This window comes from Aminobacter sp. SR38 (assembly GCF_014843375.1).
GTDB classification, from domain to species: Bacteria; Pseudomonadota; Alphaproteobacteria; order Rhizobiales; family Rhizobiaceae; genus Aminobacter; species Aminobacter ciceronei.
Window position 1 is genome coordinate 2117096 of the sequence record NZ_CP062112.1, and the last position, 18180, is coordinate 2135275.

General features: G+C 61.2%; 19 protein-coding genes and 1 tRNA gene. 10 read left to right on the top strand and 10 right to left on the bottom strand.

What is annotated here, in order from left to right; translation table 11 throughout:
• Positions 1–138: 138 nt before the first annotated feature.
• Both IG197_RS10340 and IG197_RS10345 read left to right on the top strand, forming a co-directional pair.
• Positions 139–1473 carry a hypothetical protein gene (locus IG197_RS10340; RefSeq protein WP_192318641.1) on the top strand — a complete coding sequence of 445 codons (1335 nt, stop codon included), beginning with the start codon at positions 139–141 and terminating at the stop codon, positions 1471–1473.
• A gap of 13 nt (positions 1474–1486) precedes the next feature.
• Positions 1487–2170 (top strand): hypothetical protein, encoded by a 684-nt coding sequence (locus IG197_RS10345; RefSeq protein WP_192318642.1) that lies wholly within the window; start codon positions 1487–1489, stop codon positions 2168–2170.
• Between the two features lie 520 nt (positions 2171–2690).
• Here IG197_RS10345 and IG197_RS10350 read toward each other — a convergent pair.
• Together IG197_RS10350 and IG197_RS10355 are read right to left on the bottom strand one after the other, a co-directional pair.
• Positions 2691–2767, bottom strand: a tRNA-Arg gene (locus IG197_RS10350).
• 111 nt (positions 2768–2878) lie between these two features.
• Complete coding sequence (locus IG197_RS10355; RefSeq protein ID WP_067965604.1) at positions 2879–4366, bottom strand: HAMP domain-containing sensor histidine kinase; 1488 nt, start codon at positions 4364–4366, stop codon at positions 2879–2881.
• A gap of 355 nt (positions 4367–4721) precedes the next feature.
• Between IG197_RS10355 and rpmH the strand changes: the two genes are divergently transcribed.
• The 5 genes from rpmH to yihA all read left to right on the top strand — a co-directional run bounded on the left by rpmH (position 4722) and on the right by yihA (position 8721).
• Positions 4722–4856 (top strand): 50S ribosomal protein L34, encoded by a 135-nt coding sequence (gene rpmH, locus IG197_RS10360; RefSeq protein ID WP_008833937.1) that lies wholly within the window; start codon positions 4722–4724, stop codon positions 4854–4856.
• A 16-nt stretch (positions 4857–4872) separates the two neighbouring features.
• Positions 4873–5241, top strand: coding sequence for a ribonuclease P protein component (gene rnpA, locus IG197_RS10365; protein ID WP_067965606.1), 369 nt, complete (start codon positions 4873–4875; stop codon positions 5239–5241).
• Positions 5242–5250: 9 nt separating this feature from the next.
• Positions 5251–7059: a membrane protein insertase YidC gene (yidC, locus tag IG197_RS10370; protein ID WP_192318643.1), complete on the top strand. Its 1809-nt coding sequence runs from the start codon at positions 5251–5253 to the stop codon at positions 7057–7059.
• Between the two features lie 364 nt (positions 7060–7423).
• Positions 7424–8062 carry a CatB-related O-acetyltransferase gene (locus IG197_RS10375; RefSeq protein ID WP_067965610.1) on the top strand — a complete coding sequence of 213 codons (639 nt, stop codon included), beginning with the start codon at positions 7424–7426 and terminating at the stop codon, positions 8060–8062.
• A complete protein-coding gene (yihA, locus tag IG197_RS10380; RefSeq protein WP_067965613.1) occupies positions 8059–8721 on the top strand; it encodes a ribosome biogenesis GTP-binding protein YihA/YsxC in 663 nt (220 codons plus the stop codon). The genes IG197_RS10375 and yihA overlap by 4 nt, the downstream gene beginning before the upstream one ends.
• A 37-nt stretch (positions 8722–8758) precedes the next feature.
• Here yihA and IG197_RS10385 read toward each other — a convergent pair whose 3' ends face one another.
• From IG197_RS10385 to IG197_RS10405, 5 genes are all read right to left on the bottom strand, one after another.
• On the bottom strand, positions 8759–9091 hold the full coding sequence (locus IG197_RS10385; RefSeq protein WP_192318644.1) for an antibiotic biosynthesis monooxygenase: 333 nt from the start codon (positions 9089–9091) through the stop codon (positions 8759–8761).
• Positions 9092–9183: 92 nt separating this feature from the next.
• Positions 9184–9681, bottom strand: coding sequence for a peptide-methionine (R)-S-oxide reductase MsrB (gene msrB / locus IG197_RS10390; protein WP_192318645.1), 498 nt, complete (start codon positions 9679–9681; stop codon positions 9184–9186).
• Positions 9682–9876: 195 nt separating this feature from the next.
• Positions 9877–10428, bottom strand: a complete 552-nt coding sequence (locus IG197_RS10395; protein ID WP_154385911.1) for a fasciclin domain-containing protein — start codon at positions 10426–10428, stop codon at positions 9877–9879.
• Between the two features lie 188 nt (positions 10429–10616).
• The gene (locus IG197_RS10400; protein WP_154385912.1) at positions 10617–11348 is read right to left on the bottom strand and encodes an anti-sigma factor domain-containing protein; all 732 of its coding nucleotides are present in this window, start codon (positions 11346–11348) and stop codon (positions 10617–10619) included.
• A complete protein-coding gene (locus IG197_RS10405) occupies positions 11345–11884 on the bottom strand; it encodes a sigma-70 family RNA polymerase sigma factor (RefSeq protein WP_067965623.1) in 540 nt (179 codons plus the stop codon). The genes IG197_RS10400 and IG197_RS10405 overlap by 4 nt, the downstream gene beginning before the upstream one ends.
• Before the next feature lie 178 nt (positions 11885–12062).
• Between IG197_RS10405 and argB the strand changes: the two genes are divergently transcribed.
• Positions 12063–12965 carry an acetylglutamate kinase gene (gene argB / locus IG197_RS10410; protein WP_172582946.1) on the top strand — a complete coding sequence of 301 codons (903 nt, stop codon included), beginning with the start codon at positions 12063–12065 and terminating at the stop codon, positions 12963–12965.
• Positions 12966–13125: 160 nt separating this feature from the next.
• Entirely contained in the window at positions 13126–13908 is a 783-nt protein-coding gene (locus tag IG197_RS10415; protein ID WP_192318646.1) for a DUF1194 domain-containing protein, read from the top strand.
• Positions 13909–13915: 7 nt separating this feature from the next.
• Here IG197_RS10415 and IG197_RS10420 read toward each other — a convergent pair whose 3' ends face one another.
• The gene (locus tag IG197_RS10420; RefSeq protein ID WP_192318647.1) at positions 13916–14392 is read right to left on the bottom strand and encodes an Lrp/AsnC family transcriptional regulator; all 477 of its coding nucleotides are present in this window, start codon (positions 14390–14392) and stop codon (positions 13916–13918) included.
• A 132-nt stretch (positions 14393–14524) separates the two neighbouring features.
• Between IG197_RS10420 and phhA the strand changes: the two genes are divergently transcribed.
• Positions 14525–15358, top strand: a complete 834-nt coding sequence (gene phhA, locus IG197_RS10425) for a phenylalanine 4-monooxygenase (protein WP_192318648.1) — start codon at positions 14525–14527, stop codon at positions 15356–15358.
• 4 nt (positions 15359–15362) lie between these two features.
• Here phhA and IG197_RS10430 read toward each other — a convergent pair whose 3' ends face one another.
• The gene (locus IG197_RS10430) at positions 15363–16268 is read right to left on the bottom strand and encodes a DMT family transporter (protein WP_192318649.1); all 906 of its coding nucleotides are present in this window, start codon (positions 16266–16268) and stop codon (positions 15363–15365) included.
• Between the two features lie 122 nt (positions 16269–16390).
• The gene (locus tag IG197_RS10435) at positions 16391–17887 is read right to left on the bottom strand and encodes an MFS transporter (RefSeq protein ID WP_246765354.1); all 1497 of its coding nucleotides are present in this window, start codon (positions 17885–17887) and stop codon (positions 16391–16393) included.
• Between the last annotated feature and the right edge of the window lie 293 nt (positions 17888–18180).

Consider the following 18180-nt stretch of genomic DNA (forward strand, 5'->3'; position numbering starts at 1 on the left):
GGTCATCGACTCCCTCCAGTTACGGGCCAAGGACATTCCTGAATGACAGGAGGATGTATTGGCGCGATCCAAGCCGATAGATGCCGCTGTGAATTGATTGTAACGTCTTTCCAATCACCCTCTGGAACTGAGGCATAAGTGACCACTGATATTGAAACGCGAGCATCTGAAATCGAAGCCGCCTACCGGCTAGCTGATGGATGTTATCTTCTGGGAAGTCTTGAGAGGGGCGTCACCGTCTACAATCAACAGGTTCGCGCTCACAATCTCGCATGGGCGTTGTGGGAGCGCCGCAAAAGGTACCCGATCAAGAATGTTGCTATAGTCGGTGGTGGCATCGGCGGTCTTACGATGTCTGCCTGTCTGCTTTCCTTATTTGAGCCGACTACAAAAGTCACCATCTTTGAGCGGCTGTGGGATCTCTGCCCAATTCAGCAAGGCGCCGACGGACGTTGGCTGCACCCTAGAATTTACGACTGGCCAGATTTCGGGAGCCGGGCGCCGGGCGCGTCATTACCAGTGCTAGACTGGTCTGAGGGAAGGGCATCAGACGTTGCCCGGACTGTCTTGCGCGAGTTTGGACAGTTTTGCGACAGGTTCGCGGCGGACGGTGAACGCGTCTCTGTGTACCTAGGACTCCGCAATTTCAAGATGAACGTCGGCGGAAAGACTGTCGACTATGTCGGCACGCGGTCGAAAAGAAGCGGCTCCTTTTTTGACGTGGACCAGCCTGAGGGTGGCACCACAACATTTGATTGTATTGTTCTCGCCAGTGGCTTTGGTCTGGAAAGTGGCGCCGACGGGTTTCCTGTGACCTCCTATTGGCGGAATGATCAGTTAGCGCAGCCGCCGCTCGATAGGACGCATCACCGCTACCTAGTTTCAGGATTCGGCGATGGCGCCCTGGTCGATCTTTGCAGGCTGAGGGTGGAACGCTATCGCCAAGATACCATCCTGTATGAGCTCTTTGGGAAAGATCTGGAAACGGTGGAGGAGGTTTTCAGGGATGACCTATCTGCGATTGGCGACGACGCGAACATATATGAGCTCCTGAGCCGATACGATCAGAACCTGCTCGTGAAGGCCAAGCGGGAGATATCCAACAGGGTCAGGAAAGACACGTCCGTTGACCTGCATATCGCAGGCAAAGACGGACAGATTACGAGGTTTTCAGAGATTTTTGGCAGGCGAAGTTCGGTTCTGAATCGGGTGATGGCGTTTCTTTTGTATAGATGTGGAGCGTTTTCGCTGAGTTTCGAACAGCCACGCGAGTTTGCCCGAAAGAACGGCGTTGCGCGCGACCGTGTGCTCTGTCGCTATGGAGCGGATACTCTGCGACATCTCCGTGATATGATTGCCGACTATACTGATTTGGAGACACGCCTGGCGGAAATGAAGGATAGCCGGAAACAGGTGGCCAGGCGCCTCTGGCGACCAGGCGTGTTTCCCAACCCGGGTTCTAGGATCGACTAGAAAGGATCTCATTATGGCAGAAAATCTGTATAAACATCCCGAACCGGTGCCACCGGCTTCGCAGTTGGCGGTCCTGCCTTTCCTAGCGGCTGTTGACGGCTATCTTAGAGAAGACGGCAATGTTTCCGGTCTTCGAATCACGATGCATCGCGCGGTAAGCCGTGAGGGAGACGGGTATCTCCAGCAGGTTTGCGCATATCTTCAGGAATCCGGGGTCAACGCCCGAGGCACCGTTGGCAGGTTCTTTCCGGTGAATGACAGGATCATGGGGGCCGCTTATGGTTCCGGACAGATTTGGCGCACGCACCGCTACGACAGTGTAGAAGCACTCCATGCAGATCTCCGCAAAACCGAAGACGGCGATCTCAGCAAGATCCCGCTATCATATTTGGCCATTCCCTTCCTAGGCCCCCAGGATCAAGTGGTGTTGATCCTCTATGCAGACTGTAACCAGTTGAACTTTTTCGCGAACGACGAACGCGTAGCGCGGCTTGTTGCTATGAGCAAAGGGCTGTGCAGGCTGTTTGATTGGCTTCAAAAGGAGCCGTTTCCCGCACTACGGAACTTTCCACTTCAGAAAGGCGAACCGATAACCGGGGACTCCGGCCTCTACGGCATACATGAACCGCTGTCGAAGCCTGAGGCGCCAAAGTTCGCGGAGGTTTTTTCGTTCAACTATGAGGCTGCAGTGGCATAAGAAATAGCCGACAGTGTGCGAGCGGTCGGGGTCGCGGGGAGTGAAATCGTTGGCCGGAATCGACATGAGAACAAGAACACGTGCTGGCGAAATGCCGCTGATTTTGCGCTGCAGCACGCCGGAATTTGCTTCCCCGTGCTTCCCCCCTGCTTCCCCGAAGTCGCCAGGAGGTCCGGGGAAGCAGAAAACGCCCCGAAGGGCGTTCTCTAAGTGCTTGATTTTCCTAAGGAAAACTGGAGCGGGTGAGGCGATTCGAACGCCCGACCCCAACCTTGGCAAAGTTGGACATATGGGTGAGATCCGACGCTGGCGCTCCTCCGCACGAATTTCACACTGGCCAACGCCCTCGCTTTTGCTGAGCGAGTACGGAAATTCCGTACACTGCGGCTACGGGGCACTCGTTGGCGCGCCGAAATCCCGAAGGTCTGCGCCTGAGTATCCGATTGTCCAAAACCGTTTCAAAAACCGTTTCAAATTGGATTTTTGAAACGGTGCAATTCACGTAAGCCCTTGAAATTATTGGCGCGCCCGAAGAGATTCGAACTCCTGACCCCCAGATTCGTAGTCTGGTGCTCTATCCAGCTGAGCTACGGGCGCGCATCAGGCCGAGTGAACGGCCAACACGCTGCGGTCAATCGACTGCAGCGACCGGCGCTACCTAACGGCTCGAATCGGGAAATGCAAGCCGCCGCCGGCAAAGTTTTTTGATCAGGCCGGACGGCGCATGCCCTGGCGCGCCTCATCGAGGCGAACCGGCTGATCGGGGATGGTGACAGCGAACACGGTGCGGCCGCCGGCGCTCTCGACAAGCTCCAGTTGGCCGCCATGGGCGCGCACCAGCTCGTAGGCGATGGCGAGGCCAAGCCCGGTGCCGCCGCTGCGGGCCGAACCGCGGAAGGCGGCAAACAGGTTCTCGCGCGCCTTTTGCGGCAGGCCGGGACCCGTATCGGCAACCAGGATGCGGCTGACGCTGCCCTCGCGTTCGGCATAAACGGTCAGGCGATTGACGATGGCGCTGTCGGCAGCACCGGCCATGGCCTGCACGGCGTTGCGGCACAGGTTGGTCAACACCCTGAACAACTGGTCGGGATCGGCCTCGATCTCGAATTCGGTGTCGACCGCGTTGAAGAACTCGATGCCCTGCTCGGCCTCTAGGCCGAGCAGGCCGTGCACGTCATCGACCAGCTGGCTCAGCCGCAGGCGGCGGCGCGCCGGCGCCGGCTCCTGGGCGCGGCCGTATGACAGAACGTTCTCGGAATAGGCAACCGCTCGGTCGAGCGTCCTGAGCAGCTTCGGCGCAAAAGCCTGCACGGCAGGATCCTTGACCATGCGCAAGCGGTCGGACATCAGCTGTGCCGAGGCCAGGATGTTGCGCATGTCGTGGTTGATCTTCGATACGGCAAGACCAAGGTCGGCGAGATGCTTCCGTTCGTGCAGCATCCGCTGCAGATGCGTCTGCATCGCCGCCAGTTCGCGCTCGGCCAGCCCGATCTCGTCGGAGCGGGCTTCGGGAACGATGACACCGGCGGGATTGTCCGGGGCATCGGAGAAGGTCAGCATCGAACGTGTCATGGTGCGGATGGGCCTGATCATGATGCGGTCGATGGCGGCATAGACGAGTGCCGCGGTGAACAGCGAGATCAGCAGCGAGACGAAGACGATGTAGCGCGCATTGGCGAGCATGGCGCGGTGCAGCCGGTAGTCCGGGATGACCAGCTCGAACTCCTTGGCGCTCTCGCCGACCCGGCCATAGACGCGCAGCATGCGGTTGCCGCCGAACAGCAGCGTGTCGATGGCGTCGGGCATCGAGTCCAGCACGCCTTCCTTGGCGATGTCGATATGCTCGTCGACTTCGGGCGGCATGTCGGCGACGACAAGCAGGCGGGACACGCCGCCATCGCGAACGGCGATCGCCTTGGCGCCGATCGCCGCCAGCACGTCGTTCTGGGCGGCGCGGGAAAGTGTGGTCGGGTCGCCCTGTACCAGGATCGTGGCGACGGCGGCGGCAGTGGCCAGACGCTCCTCGAGCCAGCGGATGCGGAAGCTTGCGACAGAGGGCAGGAAGAACAGCACTTCAGCGAAGAGTACGAAAGCGATGGTCAGCAGCAGCAGCTTGGCCGACAGGCCGCGCGAAAGCGGAACCGCACGGTCCGCCTGTTTTCCGGGAAATACACCGGTATCGGCTGCTTCAGTCATGCTGTTCTTTGCTGCGAGGCCAGTGCGAGAATGATGCGCTTCGGACTAAAATGAGCACGAGCTGCCTTGCATCCCCTTTATGGCAAAGATAGGTGATCACAACGCAGTTGCAAATTCCGCACTGCAAAATGTCAGAGCCGGGACGCTATCCCCTGTCTGCTGCTGACAGCAGGAAACAACCTTCGGTGGCGCCGGCACGGGCGGATTGACTTCGCGGCACCTTCTTTCTATAAGCCCGCACACGCTCGGGACCCGCTTCCGTCGCGGTTTTTGATCGCGTCGAAGCAAGCTGAGCCAAGCTCCTGTTACAAAGTGACAGAATCAAGAAGGGCCGCACGCCGCGGTGTAAAAACAAATGAAGCGTACCTATCAGCCGTCCAAACTCGTCCGTAAGCGCCGTCATGGTTTCCGTGCTCGCATGGCAACCAAGGGTGGTCGCGGCGTCGTCGCAGCTCGCCGCAACCGCGGCCGCAAGCGGCTTTCCGCCTAAGCCATAGGCGGGAACCTTGCCCGCTGACGGCAAGCCAGAGGGGTCTGCTCCGCATGGACGCGGCCCCGAACGGCTTCTGAAAAGAAAACAGTTTCTGGCCGTCCGCCGCGGTGACAAGCGGCGCGGGCGGTTTTTTCTCGTCGAGGTTCTGGATCGCGACGACAGTGCGGGGCCGCGGGTCGGCTACACCGTCACCAAGAAAGTCGGCAACGCGGTTGTCCGCAATCGCGTCAAGCGGCGCCTCCGGGAAGCCGTTCGTACACATGCCGCAGGTGACATGGCCGCCGGCAAAGACTATGTGATCGTCGGGCGCGAAGACGTGCTCACCGCCCCCTTCGGCCAGATAACGGCCGAACTTTCTCGGCGCATTCGCGGAACGCGATAAGGGCTTTCGATGGAAAACAACCGTAACTTCTTCATCACCATCGCCTTGTCGGTGCTGATCCTGACGCTCTGGCAGGTGTTCTACATGAACCCGCGCGTCGAATCGCAGCGCGAAGCCGCACGCATCGAAGCCGAGCGTGTGGCGCAGCAGCAGCCGGCAGGCACGGCACCCGGCACCAGCGCCGGCTTGCCAGCGACGCCGCAGGCCGGTGTCCCCGGCGCACCGACGACCCAGGTCGCCGTTGTCGACCGTGCCCAGGCGCTTGCAGCATCCGGCCGCATCCCGGTCGACACGCCGAGCCTCAAGGGCTCGATCAACCTGACCGGCGCGCGCATCGACGACATCAGCCTCAAGCACTACCGCGTCGCCGTCGAACCGAATTCACCCGTCATCGAGCTTTTGAACCCGCAGGCGCTGCCAGCCGGCTTCTACAGCGAAATCGGCTTCGTCGGCAGCGAAGCGACCGGCGCGGTTCCGGGTCCCGACACTGTCTGGACTGCCGAGCCCAATACGACGCTGACACCGGCAACGCCTGTCACGCTGACCTACACCAACGACAAGGGCCTGACCTTCAAGCGTACCATCGCCGTCGACCAGAACTACATGTTCACGGTGACCGATACGGTGGCGAATGCCGGCAGCACCGACGTCGCGCTGTCCAATTACGGCCGCCTCACCCGCTTCGACAAGCCGTTGCATGCCTCGACCTACGTGCTGCACGAAGGTCTGATCGGCGTGACCGGCACCGAGGGCCTGCAGGAAATCAACTACGCCACCATCGAGGACGACAAGCAGGTTCTGCCTGGCAAGTCGACCGACGGCTGGCTCGGCATCACCGACAAATACTGGGCTGCCGCACTGGTGCCTTCTGGAAAGCAGCCGTTCCAGCCGCGCTTCTCCTATTTCGAGGACGGCCGCCCGCGCTACCAGGCCGACTTCATGACCGATCCGATCACGGTCGCCGCGGGTCAGTCGGCGACCGTCGAGACGCTGGTCTTCGCTGGCGCCAAGGAAGTGGCCAAGATCAACGCTTACGAAGCGGACCGCCAGATCCGCCAGTTCGAGCTTCTGATCGACTGGGGCTGGTTCTACTTCATCACCAAGCCGATGTTCTGGCTTATCGACACGCTCTACAAGTTGCTCGGCAATTTCGGTCTGGCGATCCTCGCCACCACCGTCATCGTCAAGGCCATCTTCTTCCCGCTCGCCAACAAGTCGTACAAGTCGATGGCGAACATGAAGATGGTGCAGCCCAAGATGCTGGAAATCCGCGAGAAATACGCGGATGACAAGATGAAGCAGCAGCAGGCGATGATGGAGCTGTACAAGACCGAGAAGATCAACCCGCTGGCCGGTTGCTGGCCGGTGCTGATCCAGATCCCGGTGTTCTTCGCGCTCTACAAGGTGCTCTACGTCACCATCGAAATGCGCCATGCACCGTTCTTCGGCTGGATCCACGACCTGGCCGCTCCGGATCCGACCTCGCTGTTCAACCTGTTCGGCCTGCTGCCCTGGGGCGTTCCCGCCTTCCTGATGATCGGCGTCTGGCCGCTGATCATGGGTGTCACCATGTTCCTGCAGATGCGCATGAACCCGACGCCTCCGGATCCAACCCAGGCGATGATCTTCACCTGGATGCCGATCCTGTTCACCTTCATGCTGGCATCGTTCCCGGCGGGCCTCGTCATCTACTGGGCGTGGAACAACTCGCTGTCGATCCTGCAGCAGGGCGTGATCATGAAGCGCCAGGGCGCCAAGATCGAGCTCTGGGACAATCTGATGGCATTGTTCAAGAAGAAACCGACACCGGCCGAATAGCCGAACAGCCCAGACGAAACGAAAAAGCCCCGCACTCCGGGGCTTTTCTGCATTGTGAGGAACCTGACTTTTCTTCAACCGGGAGCTGAAACTTTTTTCCAGGTGGCAGCGTAGCTGAGCGATGCCTCTCAAGCATCAGCCTGCGGGGTGGCGGTCTCTGACCATCCCCCCCGGTCAGAATTGAACCGTCTCGGCAAAGGCCGGGGTTCTGCAAGCCCTTGCAGAACCCCGGTTTGCAGCTCGGTCGAACAAGTCGGCCCTTTATCTGCGCAAGAACCATTTCCCTTGAGATCATCGCCCCCGATGTCTTCGTCGCGGATCGCGCTATACTGGTAGAGAGGCGTATCAATGGGGACGAAATGCCATGCATGGACCTAACCCTTCGCTCAAGCATCCGATCCCGATGCACAGGCGCGTCGGCTTCCTCAAGTCGCTCGTCGACGCCGAAAACATCGAGATAGGCGATTTCACCTACTACGACGATCCCGACGGACCCGATCTGTTCCAGCAGAAATGCGTGCTTCACCACTACCCTTTCATCGGCGACAAGCTGATCATCGGCAAGTTCTGCGCGATCGCCGAAGGCGCGCGCTTCATCATGAACGGCGCCAATCACGCCATGTCCGGCTTTTCGACCTATCCGTTCAACATTTTCGGCCATGGCTGGGAGGAAGGCTTCGACCTTGCCTCCTGGCAGCAGGAGGTCCGCGGCGACACGGTGCTCGGCAATGATGTCTGGATCGGCATGGAAGCGGTGATCCTGCCTGGGGTTCATATCGGCCACGGCGCCATCATTGCTGCGAAATCGGTTGTCAGCAGACACGTACCGCCTTATGCGATCGTAGCTGGCAATCCTTCTGTCGTGGTCAAGAAGCGTTTCGACGACAAGACCATCGAACGGCTTCTGACGATTGCCTGGTGGGATTGGCCGGTGGACAAGATCGGCCGCAACCTCAAGGCCATTCGCGGCTCGGATATTTCTCTGCTGGAGGCAGCGGCTTGAACGAACATACGACCAATCGCACGGTGGATGCCGAGCTCTTCAAGCGCCCGTGGGTTTTCATCCGCGGCGTGCCGTCCATGAAGTTCCTGCCGCCGGAAGGGCCGCCGGAGATCGCCTTCGCCGGCCGTTCGAATGTCGGCAAGTCGTCGCTGATCAACGCACTGGTTCGCCACAGCGGCTTGGCCCGCACCTCGAACACGCCGGGGCGCACGCAGGAGCTCAATTACTTCGTCCCGGATGGCTTTTCCGGCGAGGCAGGCGACCTGCCGCCGATGGCGCTGGTCGACATGCCCGGCTACGGCTACGCCCAGGCGCCGAAGGAACAGGTCGACGCCTGGACAAAGCTGGTGTTCGACTATCTGCGCGGCCGGGTGACGCTCAAGCGCGTCTACCTGCTGATCGATTCCCGCCACGGCATCAAGAAGAACGACGAGGAGGTTTTGACCCTGCTCGACAAGGCCGCGATCTCCTACCAGATCGTCCTGACCAAGACTGACAAGATCAAGGCCGCAGGCGTGCAGCCGCTGATCGAAGACACATTGCTCAAGATCAAGAAACGCGCCGCCGCCTTTCCGACCGTTCTTGCGACCTCGTCCGAGAAGAACGAAGGCCTGGACGAACTGCGCGCGGCGATCGCGCTGGTGGTCAACGGCGGCTGATCACGGCCGCCGTCGCATGTTGCCTAGGCAACCGGCCTCAGGCCTGCGTCACTTCGTGGACGACCTGGTAGTAGGCCGGCGTCACGCTCTCGATCAGCGGTCCGACCTTGGCGATATGCTCGGCAAAGCCTTGCGTCTGGTGCACCCGTTGGTGATCGGCAACCGTGTCGAAGGTACTGATCATGATTGCCGTATTGCCGTCGATCGCCCGGTGCAGCCGGCTGCCGCGCCAACCCGGCACATTGCCGATCGAACGGTCCAGGTTGATCTTCTGGAGCGCGATGAACTCGTCCAGCATGCCCGGCTTCAGGGTGAAGATGTTGACGAACACCACCGGGCCGTTCCGATCGTTCTCTGTATTCTCGATCATTTCCGCTCTCCTTTTTCCATTCGGGATTTCGTGAGAGCGCATTGATGCAACCTCAATATATCTTGAGGTCAAGAGGATTTTTCGAGAAAAGGTCAGGCCGCAGCAGGGCGGAACGTCAGTGCCAGCCCATTGATGCAATGGCGCTTGCCGGTCGGAGGCGGGCCGTCGTCGAAGATGTGGCCGAAATGACCGCCGCAGCGGCGGCAATGCACTTCGGTGCGGGTCATCATCAGCGAGGTATCGACATTGGTGCCGATCGAATTGGGGAGCGCATCCCAGAAGCTGGGCCAGCCGGTGCCGGAATCGAACTTGGTAGCAGACGAATAGGCGGCCAGGTCACAGCCGGCGCAGTTGAAGGTGCCTTTGCGGTGCTCGTTGAGCAGCGGGCTCGACCCCGGCGGCTCGGTATCCTCGCGGCGCAGCACGGCAAAGGCCGCGGGAGAAAGGATCGCGCGCCACTGGGCGTCGGTCTTGGTGACTTCGAAGTTTTCAGCCAATGCCTGGTCGGCGATGGTCAATCGCCTCGAGACGACAAAGCCGGCAAGCACAGCGATAGCTGCACTGCCCAGCAGGAATGAACGACGATCCATGGCATTTCTCCTTGCCGACCATAGGCCGGCGTCACATCACGGCGAAATCAACAGGGCTTGAGGGTTTGGCGCGAAAACCGACCAGCCTGCGCACAACAGGCCGCGCCCCGCAACGGTGACCCGTTGCGGGGCGCTTTGCCGATTGCGCGCGCCTCAGGGAGCGACAGCGTCGCACAACCACGCTGCCCCCCGGGCTTACATCTTGGGCAGCAGGACCTTGTCGATGACATGGATGACACCGTTCGACTGCTCGACATTGGCGATCGTCACATTGGCGACATTGCCGTTCTCGTCGGTTACAGTCACCTTGTCGCCTTCATATTTCGCGGTCCAGGTGCAGCCGCCAACGGTCTTGACCGGGTGTGCGCCCTTGTCGTCATCGACCATCTTCTTGATGTCTGCGGCCATCGCCTTGGCGCCAACGACATGGCAGGTCAGGATCTTGGTCAACTGATCCTTGTTTTCAGGCTTGAGCAGGTTTTCGACCGTGCCGGCCGGGAGTGCGGCGAAAGCTTCATTGGTCGGCGCAAAGACGGTGAACGGGCCCTTGCCCTGCAGCGTCTCGACCAGGCCGGCTGCCTTGACGGCAGCGACGAGCGTGGTGTGATCCTTCGAATTGGCCGCGTTTTCGACGATGTTCTTATCGGCGAACATCGCGGCGCCGCCAACCATCGGGTTTTCAGCATAGGCGAAGGTGGCGAGAGCGGAAAAGGCACCGGCGAGCAAAGCGAGAGAGATCTTACGCATAATGTAACTCCTTGGGTTGTTTCCCTAAATGGAAAGGCACAAGGAATTACGGATTTGAGATCAGGTAGTTTCACCTTCTGGAGAGAAATATTTCCTTTCTTTCACTCTAAGCTTTGGCAAACCTTATAGTTACGATCAACGCAGGGAAAAGTTTCAGCCCGCGGCGAATTCGGGCAAATTTTCGTGGATCAGATGTCGCGAAGGTCGCCAGCGGCTACGACCGGTCCGGTCGGCTGGCCGGTCGGCGAACCGCCCGTCGGCTCGAGGCTGACGGCAAGCACGGCGCCTGCGGCTAGCTTGTCACGCATCGCCTGATCGACGTCGATATGGATCGTCGATCCGACCGGGATGACGCCCATCGAGACCGGAGCGTTGCTGCCCTCGATCATCCAGAGTTCGAAATCCCTGCCGGTGGCGCGCTCGCCGGAGACGTGCGAAAGGCCGATCTGGCCACTGCCAGCGTCGTACATCGCCATGTACTTGACGTCGCTGCCATCGGCAGCCAGCGAGGCGACCATGCGCTCCTGCGGCAATTGGGCCGGCGGATTGATGTAAGGAACAGCAATGTAGATGGCCAGGGCTGCGACCGCCGCCGTTGCCAGGCCGCGCCAGAAGGCGAGGCTGGCCCACAAGCCCGCGGAGCCTTGCGCGCTGGGTGCCGACGACGTTGCGGTCCCCGAGAACAGCCTGCGGTCGATCGCCGGCTTCACCGAGGCCGGGGCCTCGATCTCCGGATAGGCCGCGGCGAGCGGGGCGAAATGTACTTCCCATTGATCGACCATGCGCGCAAAACCAGGCTCGCCGTCGATGCGGGCGCTGGCCTGACGCCGCTCGTCGGCAGGCAGGACGCCGAGAACGTATTCGGCGGCGACCAGATCGTCGCCTCCACGTTCCGGTCCATTGTCTTGCGCGAGCGTCATCTTTCCAGACATTCCCTGAGTTTGAGCAGGCTGCGGCGCAGCCAGGTACGCATGGTGTTCAGCGGCACGCCATGGCGGTCCGCGAGTTCGTTATAACTCTCCCCCTTGAGATAGGCACCGCGGACAGCGGCAGCCTTGTCCTTTTCAAGTTCCTCCAGGCAGCCATGGATGCGCTCGGCTTCACCGCCCGCCACTGCTGCAGCCTCTGGCCCCGGCCCCGGGTCCGCGACCTCGAGCGCCTCGTCGATCGCGAGAGGCGCCTGACGCCGCGCCCGTATGCGATCGATCGCATGATTGCGCGCGATTGCTACGAGCCACGAAATGGGGCTGAGATCAGAAACTGCGAAGCGGTCCGCTTTCGTCCAGATCTTGACGAAGACCTCCTGCAGCGCTTCCTCGGCATCTGCCCTGTCGTTCAATACACGCAGGCAGACGCCAAAAAGTTTCGCGCTCGTCTGCCGGTAGAGCAAATCGAAGGCCGCACGGTCCTTCATCGAGGTCCGAACAATCAGCTTGGTGATGTCCTGCGGCGTCATGCCCGCCAAGTTACGTGGCGCAAAACTATTTGCAACTGCTGTTTAGATCGTCGGGCGCCATGCAACCACATTCCGTAGCGCATCGGCAAAACAGCACGCGTGCCAGCCCATCGAACCATTTGCCCCCTGCCCGGTTTCCGGCTAAGACCGCGCCGACCTTTTCCACCTATCCGGGACCATGCCGATGACGACGAACGTCGCCGCCACCGCCGAAATGCAGGCTGCCCTGCTCTCCGCGGCCTTGCCCTACATGCAGCGCTACGAAAACAAGACCGTCGTGGTGAAGTATGGCGGCCACGCCATGGGCAATGTCGAGCTCGGCCGTGCCTTCGCCCGCGACATCGCCTTACTGAAGCAGTCCGGCGTCAACCCGATCGTCGTGCACGGCGGCGGCCCGCAGATCGGCGCCATGCTGACCAAGATGGGCATCGAATCGAAATTCGAGGGCGGCCTGCGCGTCACCGACCAGAAAACCGTCGAGATCGTCGAGATGGTTCTGGCCGGCTCGATCAACAAGGAGATCGTCGCCCTGATCAACGCCGAAGGCGAGTGGGCGATCGGCCTGTGCGGCAAGGACGGCAACATGGTCTTCGCCGAAAAGGCCAAGAAGACCATGGTCGACCCCGATTCGAACATCGAGAAGGTGATCGATCTCGGCTTCGTCGGCGAGCCGGTCGAAGTCGACCGCACGCTGCTCGACCTTCTGGCCCGTTCGGAAATGATCCCGGTGCTGGCGCCTGTCGCGCCCGGCCGCGACGGCCACACCTACAACATCAACGCCGATACCTTTGCGGGTGCCATCGCCGGTGCCGTCAAGGCGTCGCGCCTCTTGTTCCTGACCGACGTGCCCGGTGTGCTCGACAAGGACAAGAAACTCATCGACGAACTGACGGTTGCCGACGCCAAGGCACTGATCAAGGACGGCACGATTTCGGGCGGCATGATCCCCAAGGTCGAGACCTGCATCGAGGCAATCGAGCGCGGCGTCGAAGGTGTCGTCATCCTCAACGGCAAGACGCCGCATTCGGTGCTGCTTGAGCTGTTTACCGAGCACGGCGCAGGGACGCTGATCGTTCCGTAAGCAGCAGGACTGACCTGCCGAGTGCACAAAGACAGGCCGGCTTTTGCCGGCCTTGTCGTTTCAAGAGCAGGCCTCGTATTCACGAAGCCTTGAAGCGTTGCGACTTTCATTTTCCCTGCGTTGACGCACACTGACCTCCGGGTCCCTCGGACGATGAACAATGCTGGCTGCGCTGGCGCTGATCCTGTGCACGGGTTGCGAACTGCCTGCCACGCCGACCATCGACGTGGACGACCGGACGGTGGATGTCGAACTGGTGCTGGCCCTCGACGTTTCGAGTTCGATGGACGAAGGCGAGTTTGCGCTTCAGCGCGCCGGCTACGTCAAGGCGCTGCGCCATCCCGACTTCATCAATGCCGTGCTGGCGGGCTCGAGAGGCCGTATCGCGGTCACCTATTTCGAGTGGGCAGGGACCGTGCGGCCAGAATCGGTCATCCCCTGGCAGATCATCGACGATGCTTCGAGCGCCGACGCCTTCGCCGCCCAGCTCGCCGTCAAGCCCATCGGCGGATCCGGCGGCACGTCGATCTCGAATGCGGTGGCGTTCGGTGCCAACCTGCTGGAGCAAAATGTCTTCCGCAGTGAAAAGAAGGTCATCGACATTTCGGGCGACGGACCGAACAACCTCGGAGCGCCGGTAGAGGTCGCCCGCAACAATGCGGTTGCAAAGGGCATCGTCATCAACGGCCTGCCGATCCTCGTCCGGCCGACGGGCAGCCTGGAAGACATCGACCGCTATTACGCCGAATGCGTCACCGGCGGGCCGGGCTCGTTCGTGCTGCCGATCCACCTCGCATCCGAGTTCGTCACGGCCATCCGCCGCAAGCTCGTGCTCGAAGTCGGCGGCATCGCGGATGCAGCCGGCGTGCTGAAAATCCAGGCCTCGAAACCCATCAATTGTCTCGTTGGCGAGCGCTACCCGCTCACCTATCCCGATCCCTAGTCGCCCCCTAGCCCCGCAAATGCGCGAGCGGAACGTGGCCGGGGCCCTTGATGTTCTGCAGCACCAGCTGGGTGTGGACGTCGCGGACGCCTTGCAGGCGCATCAGCCGGTGCATGACGAAGGCGTTGAGGTCGTCGACATTGGGCACCATGACATGCAGCAGGAAGTCGTAGTCGCCGGTCATCGTCCAGCAGGCCGAGACCTCGTCCATGCGTTGCACGGCGGCGATGAACTTTTCCGGGGAATCGTCGCTGTGGCTGACCAGCCTGACCTGGACGAAGACCTCGACCATGAGGCCGACGGCGCGGCGTCCGATGCGGGCGGAAAAGCCCTTGATGACGCCGGCTTCCTGCAGCGCCTCGAAACGTCGGGCACATGGCGTGTTGGACAGGCCGATCTCCTGCGCGATCTCGGAAACCGGCTTGCGCCCATCGCGCTGGAGAATCTCGAGCATCCTGATCTCGAACTCATCAAACTGAGGCATTTTCACCATCCATTCTGGAGATTTGGGTAAATATACCTCAAAACAACATCGAACGCTCGCAAAGAGGTGAATTCCGCTCGCTTCCAGCGCCTATGATTCCTCCATCGAAGCTGTTTCCGGGGAGGATCGGACATGAGCGTGAGCGTTCAAGACTATGCACGGGAGTGCGCGGACCAGGGGCTACGCGGCGACTACAGCGTCTGCCGTCCGGATTTCACCGTCGAGCAGAAATACGATTACAGCGCTGCCGAGCAGGATGTGTGGCGCACGCTGTGCGACCGCCAGACCAGGCTGACCCAGCGGCTGGCGCACAAATCCTATCTTGACGGCATGTCGGCGCTCGGCCTGGTCGACCGCATTCCGGACTTCCATGACGTCAGTGACAAGCTGCGCAAGCTCTCCGGCTGGGAGATCGTGGCGGTGCCCGGGCTGATCCCGGCGCAACCCTTCTTCGACCACCTGGCCAACCGTCGCTTCCCCGTCACCAACTGGCTGAGGACGCGCGACGAGCTCGACTACATCGTCGAGCCCGACATGTTCCACGACTTCTTCGGCCATGTGCCAGTGCTGAGCCAGCCGGTGTTCGGCGACTTCATGCAGATGTACGGCGAGAAAGCGACCGATCTGATCGCGCTCGGCGGCGACGAAATGATCACCCGGCTCTACTGGTACACGGCCGAATACGGCCTGATGCAGGAACCCGGCCAGCCGCTGAAGGCCTTCGGCGCCGGCCTGATGTCGTCCTTCACCGAGCTGCAATTCGCTGTTGAAAGCCCCGATGCGCACCAGGTGCCGTTCGACATCGAAACGGTGATGCGCACGACCTACGAGATCGACAAATTCCAGCGCGCCTATTTCGTGCTGCCGTCCTTCGACACGCTGAAGGATACCTTCCAGAACAGCGACCTCGCCGGCATCATCAAGCGCTGGAAAGGCGAGCCGCCGCGCGATCCAGCGACGGTCTAGGCTCTCAGCCCAGAGCTAGCAGCACCAGGATGCCGCCGACGATCAGCACACAACCGGCTATTTCGAGCCGGTTGATGCGCTCGCGAAAGAAGAAGACACTCGACGCGAAGGTGAACAGCATCTCGATCTGGGCGAGTGACTTGACGATCGCCGCCTGCTGCAACGTCATCGCCATGAACCAGCCGAACGAAGCCGAGGCGCCGACCAGACCGGTGAACAGCGCCGGCCGCCAGGCTCTGGCGATGCGGGGCAGCTCGTCGCGCTCCCTCCACAGAATCCAGCCCAGCATGATCAGCGTCTGGAAGACGATGACGACGGCGAGCGTGACCGCCGCCTGCATCATGAAGTTCGGCCCGCCGAGCGCCAGCGACGCCGCACGGTAGGCGACCGCCGAAATGCCGAAGAACGTACCGGAGGCCAGACCGATAAGCGCGTTGCGGCTGAGCACCGAGGTCACCAGCGTTCGCGCGGTGAATGCGGTGTGGGCGACAGAGATCAGCATCACGCCGAAGACGCTGATGGAAATGGCCGCGACAGCACCCGCCGTCGCGCGTTCGCCGAGGAACAACAGCCCGAACAACGCCGCTTGCGCCGGTTCGGTGCGCGAATAGGCGGTGCCGACGGCAAAGTTCCGGAACGAGAACAGGTGGATCAACAGGAAGGTCGCGGCGATCTGGCCCAGGCCGCCGACCACCGCCCAGGCAAAGAACGTCCTGTTCAGAGCCGGCAGTTCGTAGCCGACGACGAAATGCAGCACCCCGACAAAGGCAAGCGCGAAGGGAAAGCCGAAACCGAAGCGCACGAATGTGGCACCGGTCGTGCCCATCACCCCTTTCAGGTGCTTCTGCACCACCGACCGCAGGTTCTGCAGGAAGGCGGCGGCAATAGTGATGGGAATCCACAATGGCATGTCGGTTCAGTGTCGGCTTGAAGACGGCCGGAGCGGCCGCATGTCCGCGTCTACAGCATCACCCCGCAATTCGGAATCGATTTTCGGGGTGATGCATTGATCCAGCGGACCGCGCGTCCCCGTCACATCTCCACGGGCAGCGGCTGCCTGTCTTCGACGCTTTGGCCGCGGTTGCCTTGCGGGGTGGCCGGTTTCAGAAAGAACACCATCGCCGCCACCAGGGCGAATGCCACCATCTCGTAGACAAGCGCGTGCTCCATGGCAGAGACGAAGGCGATGTGCGGAAGCTCGCTCGCCTTGACGGCCAGGGTCGAGAAGAAGATCTGTCCGGTAACGGCAATGCCAAGGGCTGCGCCGATCTGCTGGAAGGCCTGCACGGCGCCCGAGCCCGAACCTGCATCGCGCGGCGGCACGGTAGACAGCACCGTCTGGAACAGCGACGAGATGGCGATGCCCATGCCGAAGCCGCACATCAAAAGCGGCAGGACGAAGTTCCAATGGTCGACAGCGTCGCCGACATTGGCGACGACGAAACGCAGCCAGCCCATGCCGATGCCCATGACCAGCGCGCCGGCAACGATGCGCCTCTGCGGCCAGCGGCTGCCCAGCCGCCCCGAGATCAGCGACGCGATCAGCACGCCGATCGGAAACGGCACCGTCGTCAGCCCTGACTGCAGCGGCGTCAGGCCGAAACCGGTCTGCAGGAAGACGGCAAGGACCAGGAAGAAGCCCGCCACGCCGGAGAAGAAGGTCATGGTCATCACCGAGCCGAGCATGAAGTTGCCGTTGGTCATCAGGGCTACCGGAAGCAACTGGCTTTTCTCCCCCTTCGCCCGCGACTTCTGGTGCAGGAAGAAGCTGACCATTGCGCCGATCGACAGCGCGATCATCACGAAGGTCCACTGCGGCCAGCCATAGGCATGACCCTCGATGAGCGGAAACACCAGCAGGAAGACCGCGGCACTGGCGATCAGAATGCCGAGCGGATCCTGCGTCAGCTCCGGCCGTCCAGGCATGTCCGGGATGAGCGCACGGCCGGCAATCACCGCCATGATGCCTATCGGGATGTTGACCAGGAAGATCGGCCGCCAGTCGAGGCCAAAAATGTTGGCACTGATCAGCATGCCTCCGGCGAGAGGACCGGCGACGGAAGCAAGGCCCGCCGACAGGCCGAAGAGCGAGAAGGCGAAGCCACGTTCCTGCGGCGGAAAGATCACCTGGGTAATCGCCAGCACCTGCGGCATCATCATGGCGCCGGCCAGGCCCTGCAGCACGCGCGCAAGGATCAAGGTCGTCATCGTCGGCGCCAGGCCGCACAGCGCCGAAAACACGGTGAAGCTCGCGACGCCGATCAGGAACAGACGCTTGCGGCCGACAACGTCGCCAAGCCGGCCAAACGGCAGCAGGCCGAGCGCGAAGGCCAGCACATAGGCCGCCACCACCCATTCGATCTGGCTGCTTGTCGCGCCAAGCCCGGATTGCAGGCGTGGCAAGGCAACATTGACGATTGTCACGTCGATCAGATTCATGAAGCCGGCCAGGAGCAGGATCGCCATCGCAATCCATCGCCTTGGATAGGCGTCCTCGGGCGTTGCCGGCGAGCTATGGGAAAATGTCATTTCCGGTTCCTTTGACTTCGAAAGCCGACCGTTGGACTGCCACTGCCCGTGAGGCCACCGAACGATTCCATGCAGGCATCTGCTTCGAGGTCGCATCATGCATGCGGACGTATGTCGTTCTGAACCGCCTGGTTTCGACAGATTCAGAGAAAACGTTGCGCCAGCGATGCCGGTTGCGTCAGAGACCTACGCGATCGATGTAGGGCGAATCGACGGGCTGTCTAAGACCATGTTCATTTCTTGGCCTTCGGTCGGCTGGAATGTACCGCGATTTTCGTGAAGGATCTTCGCCG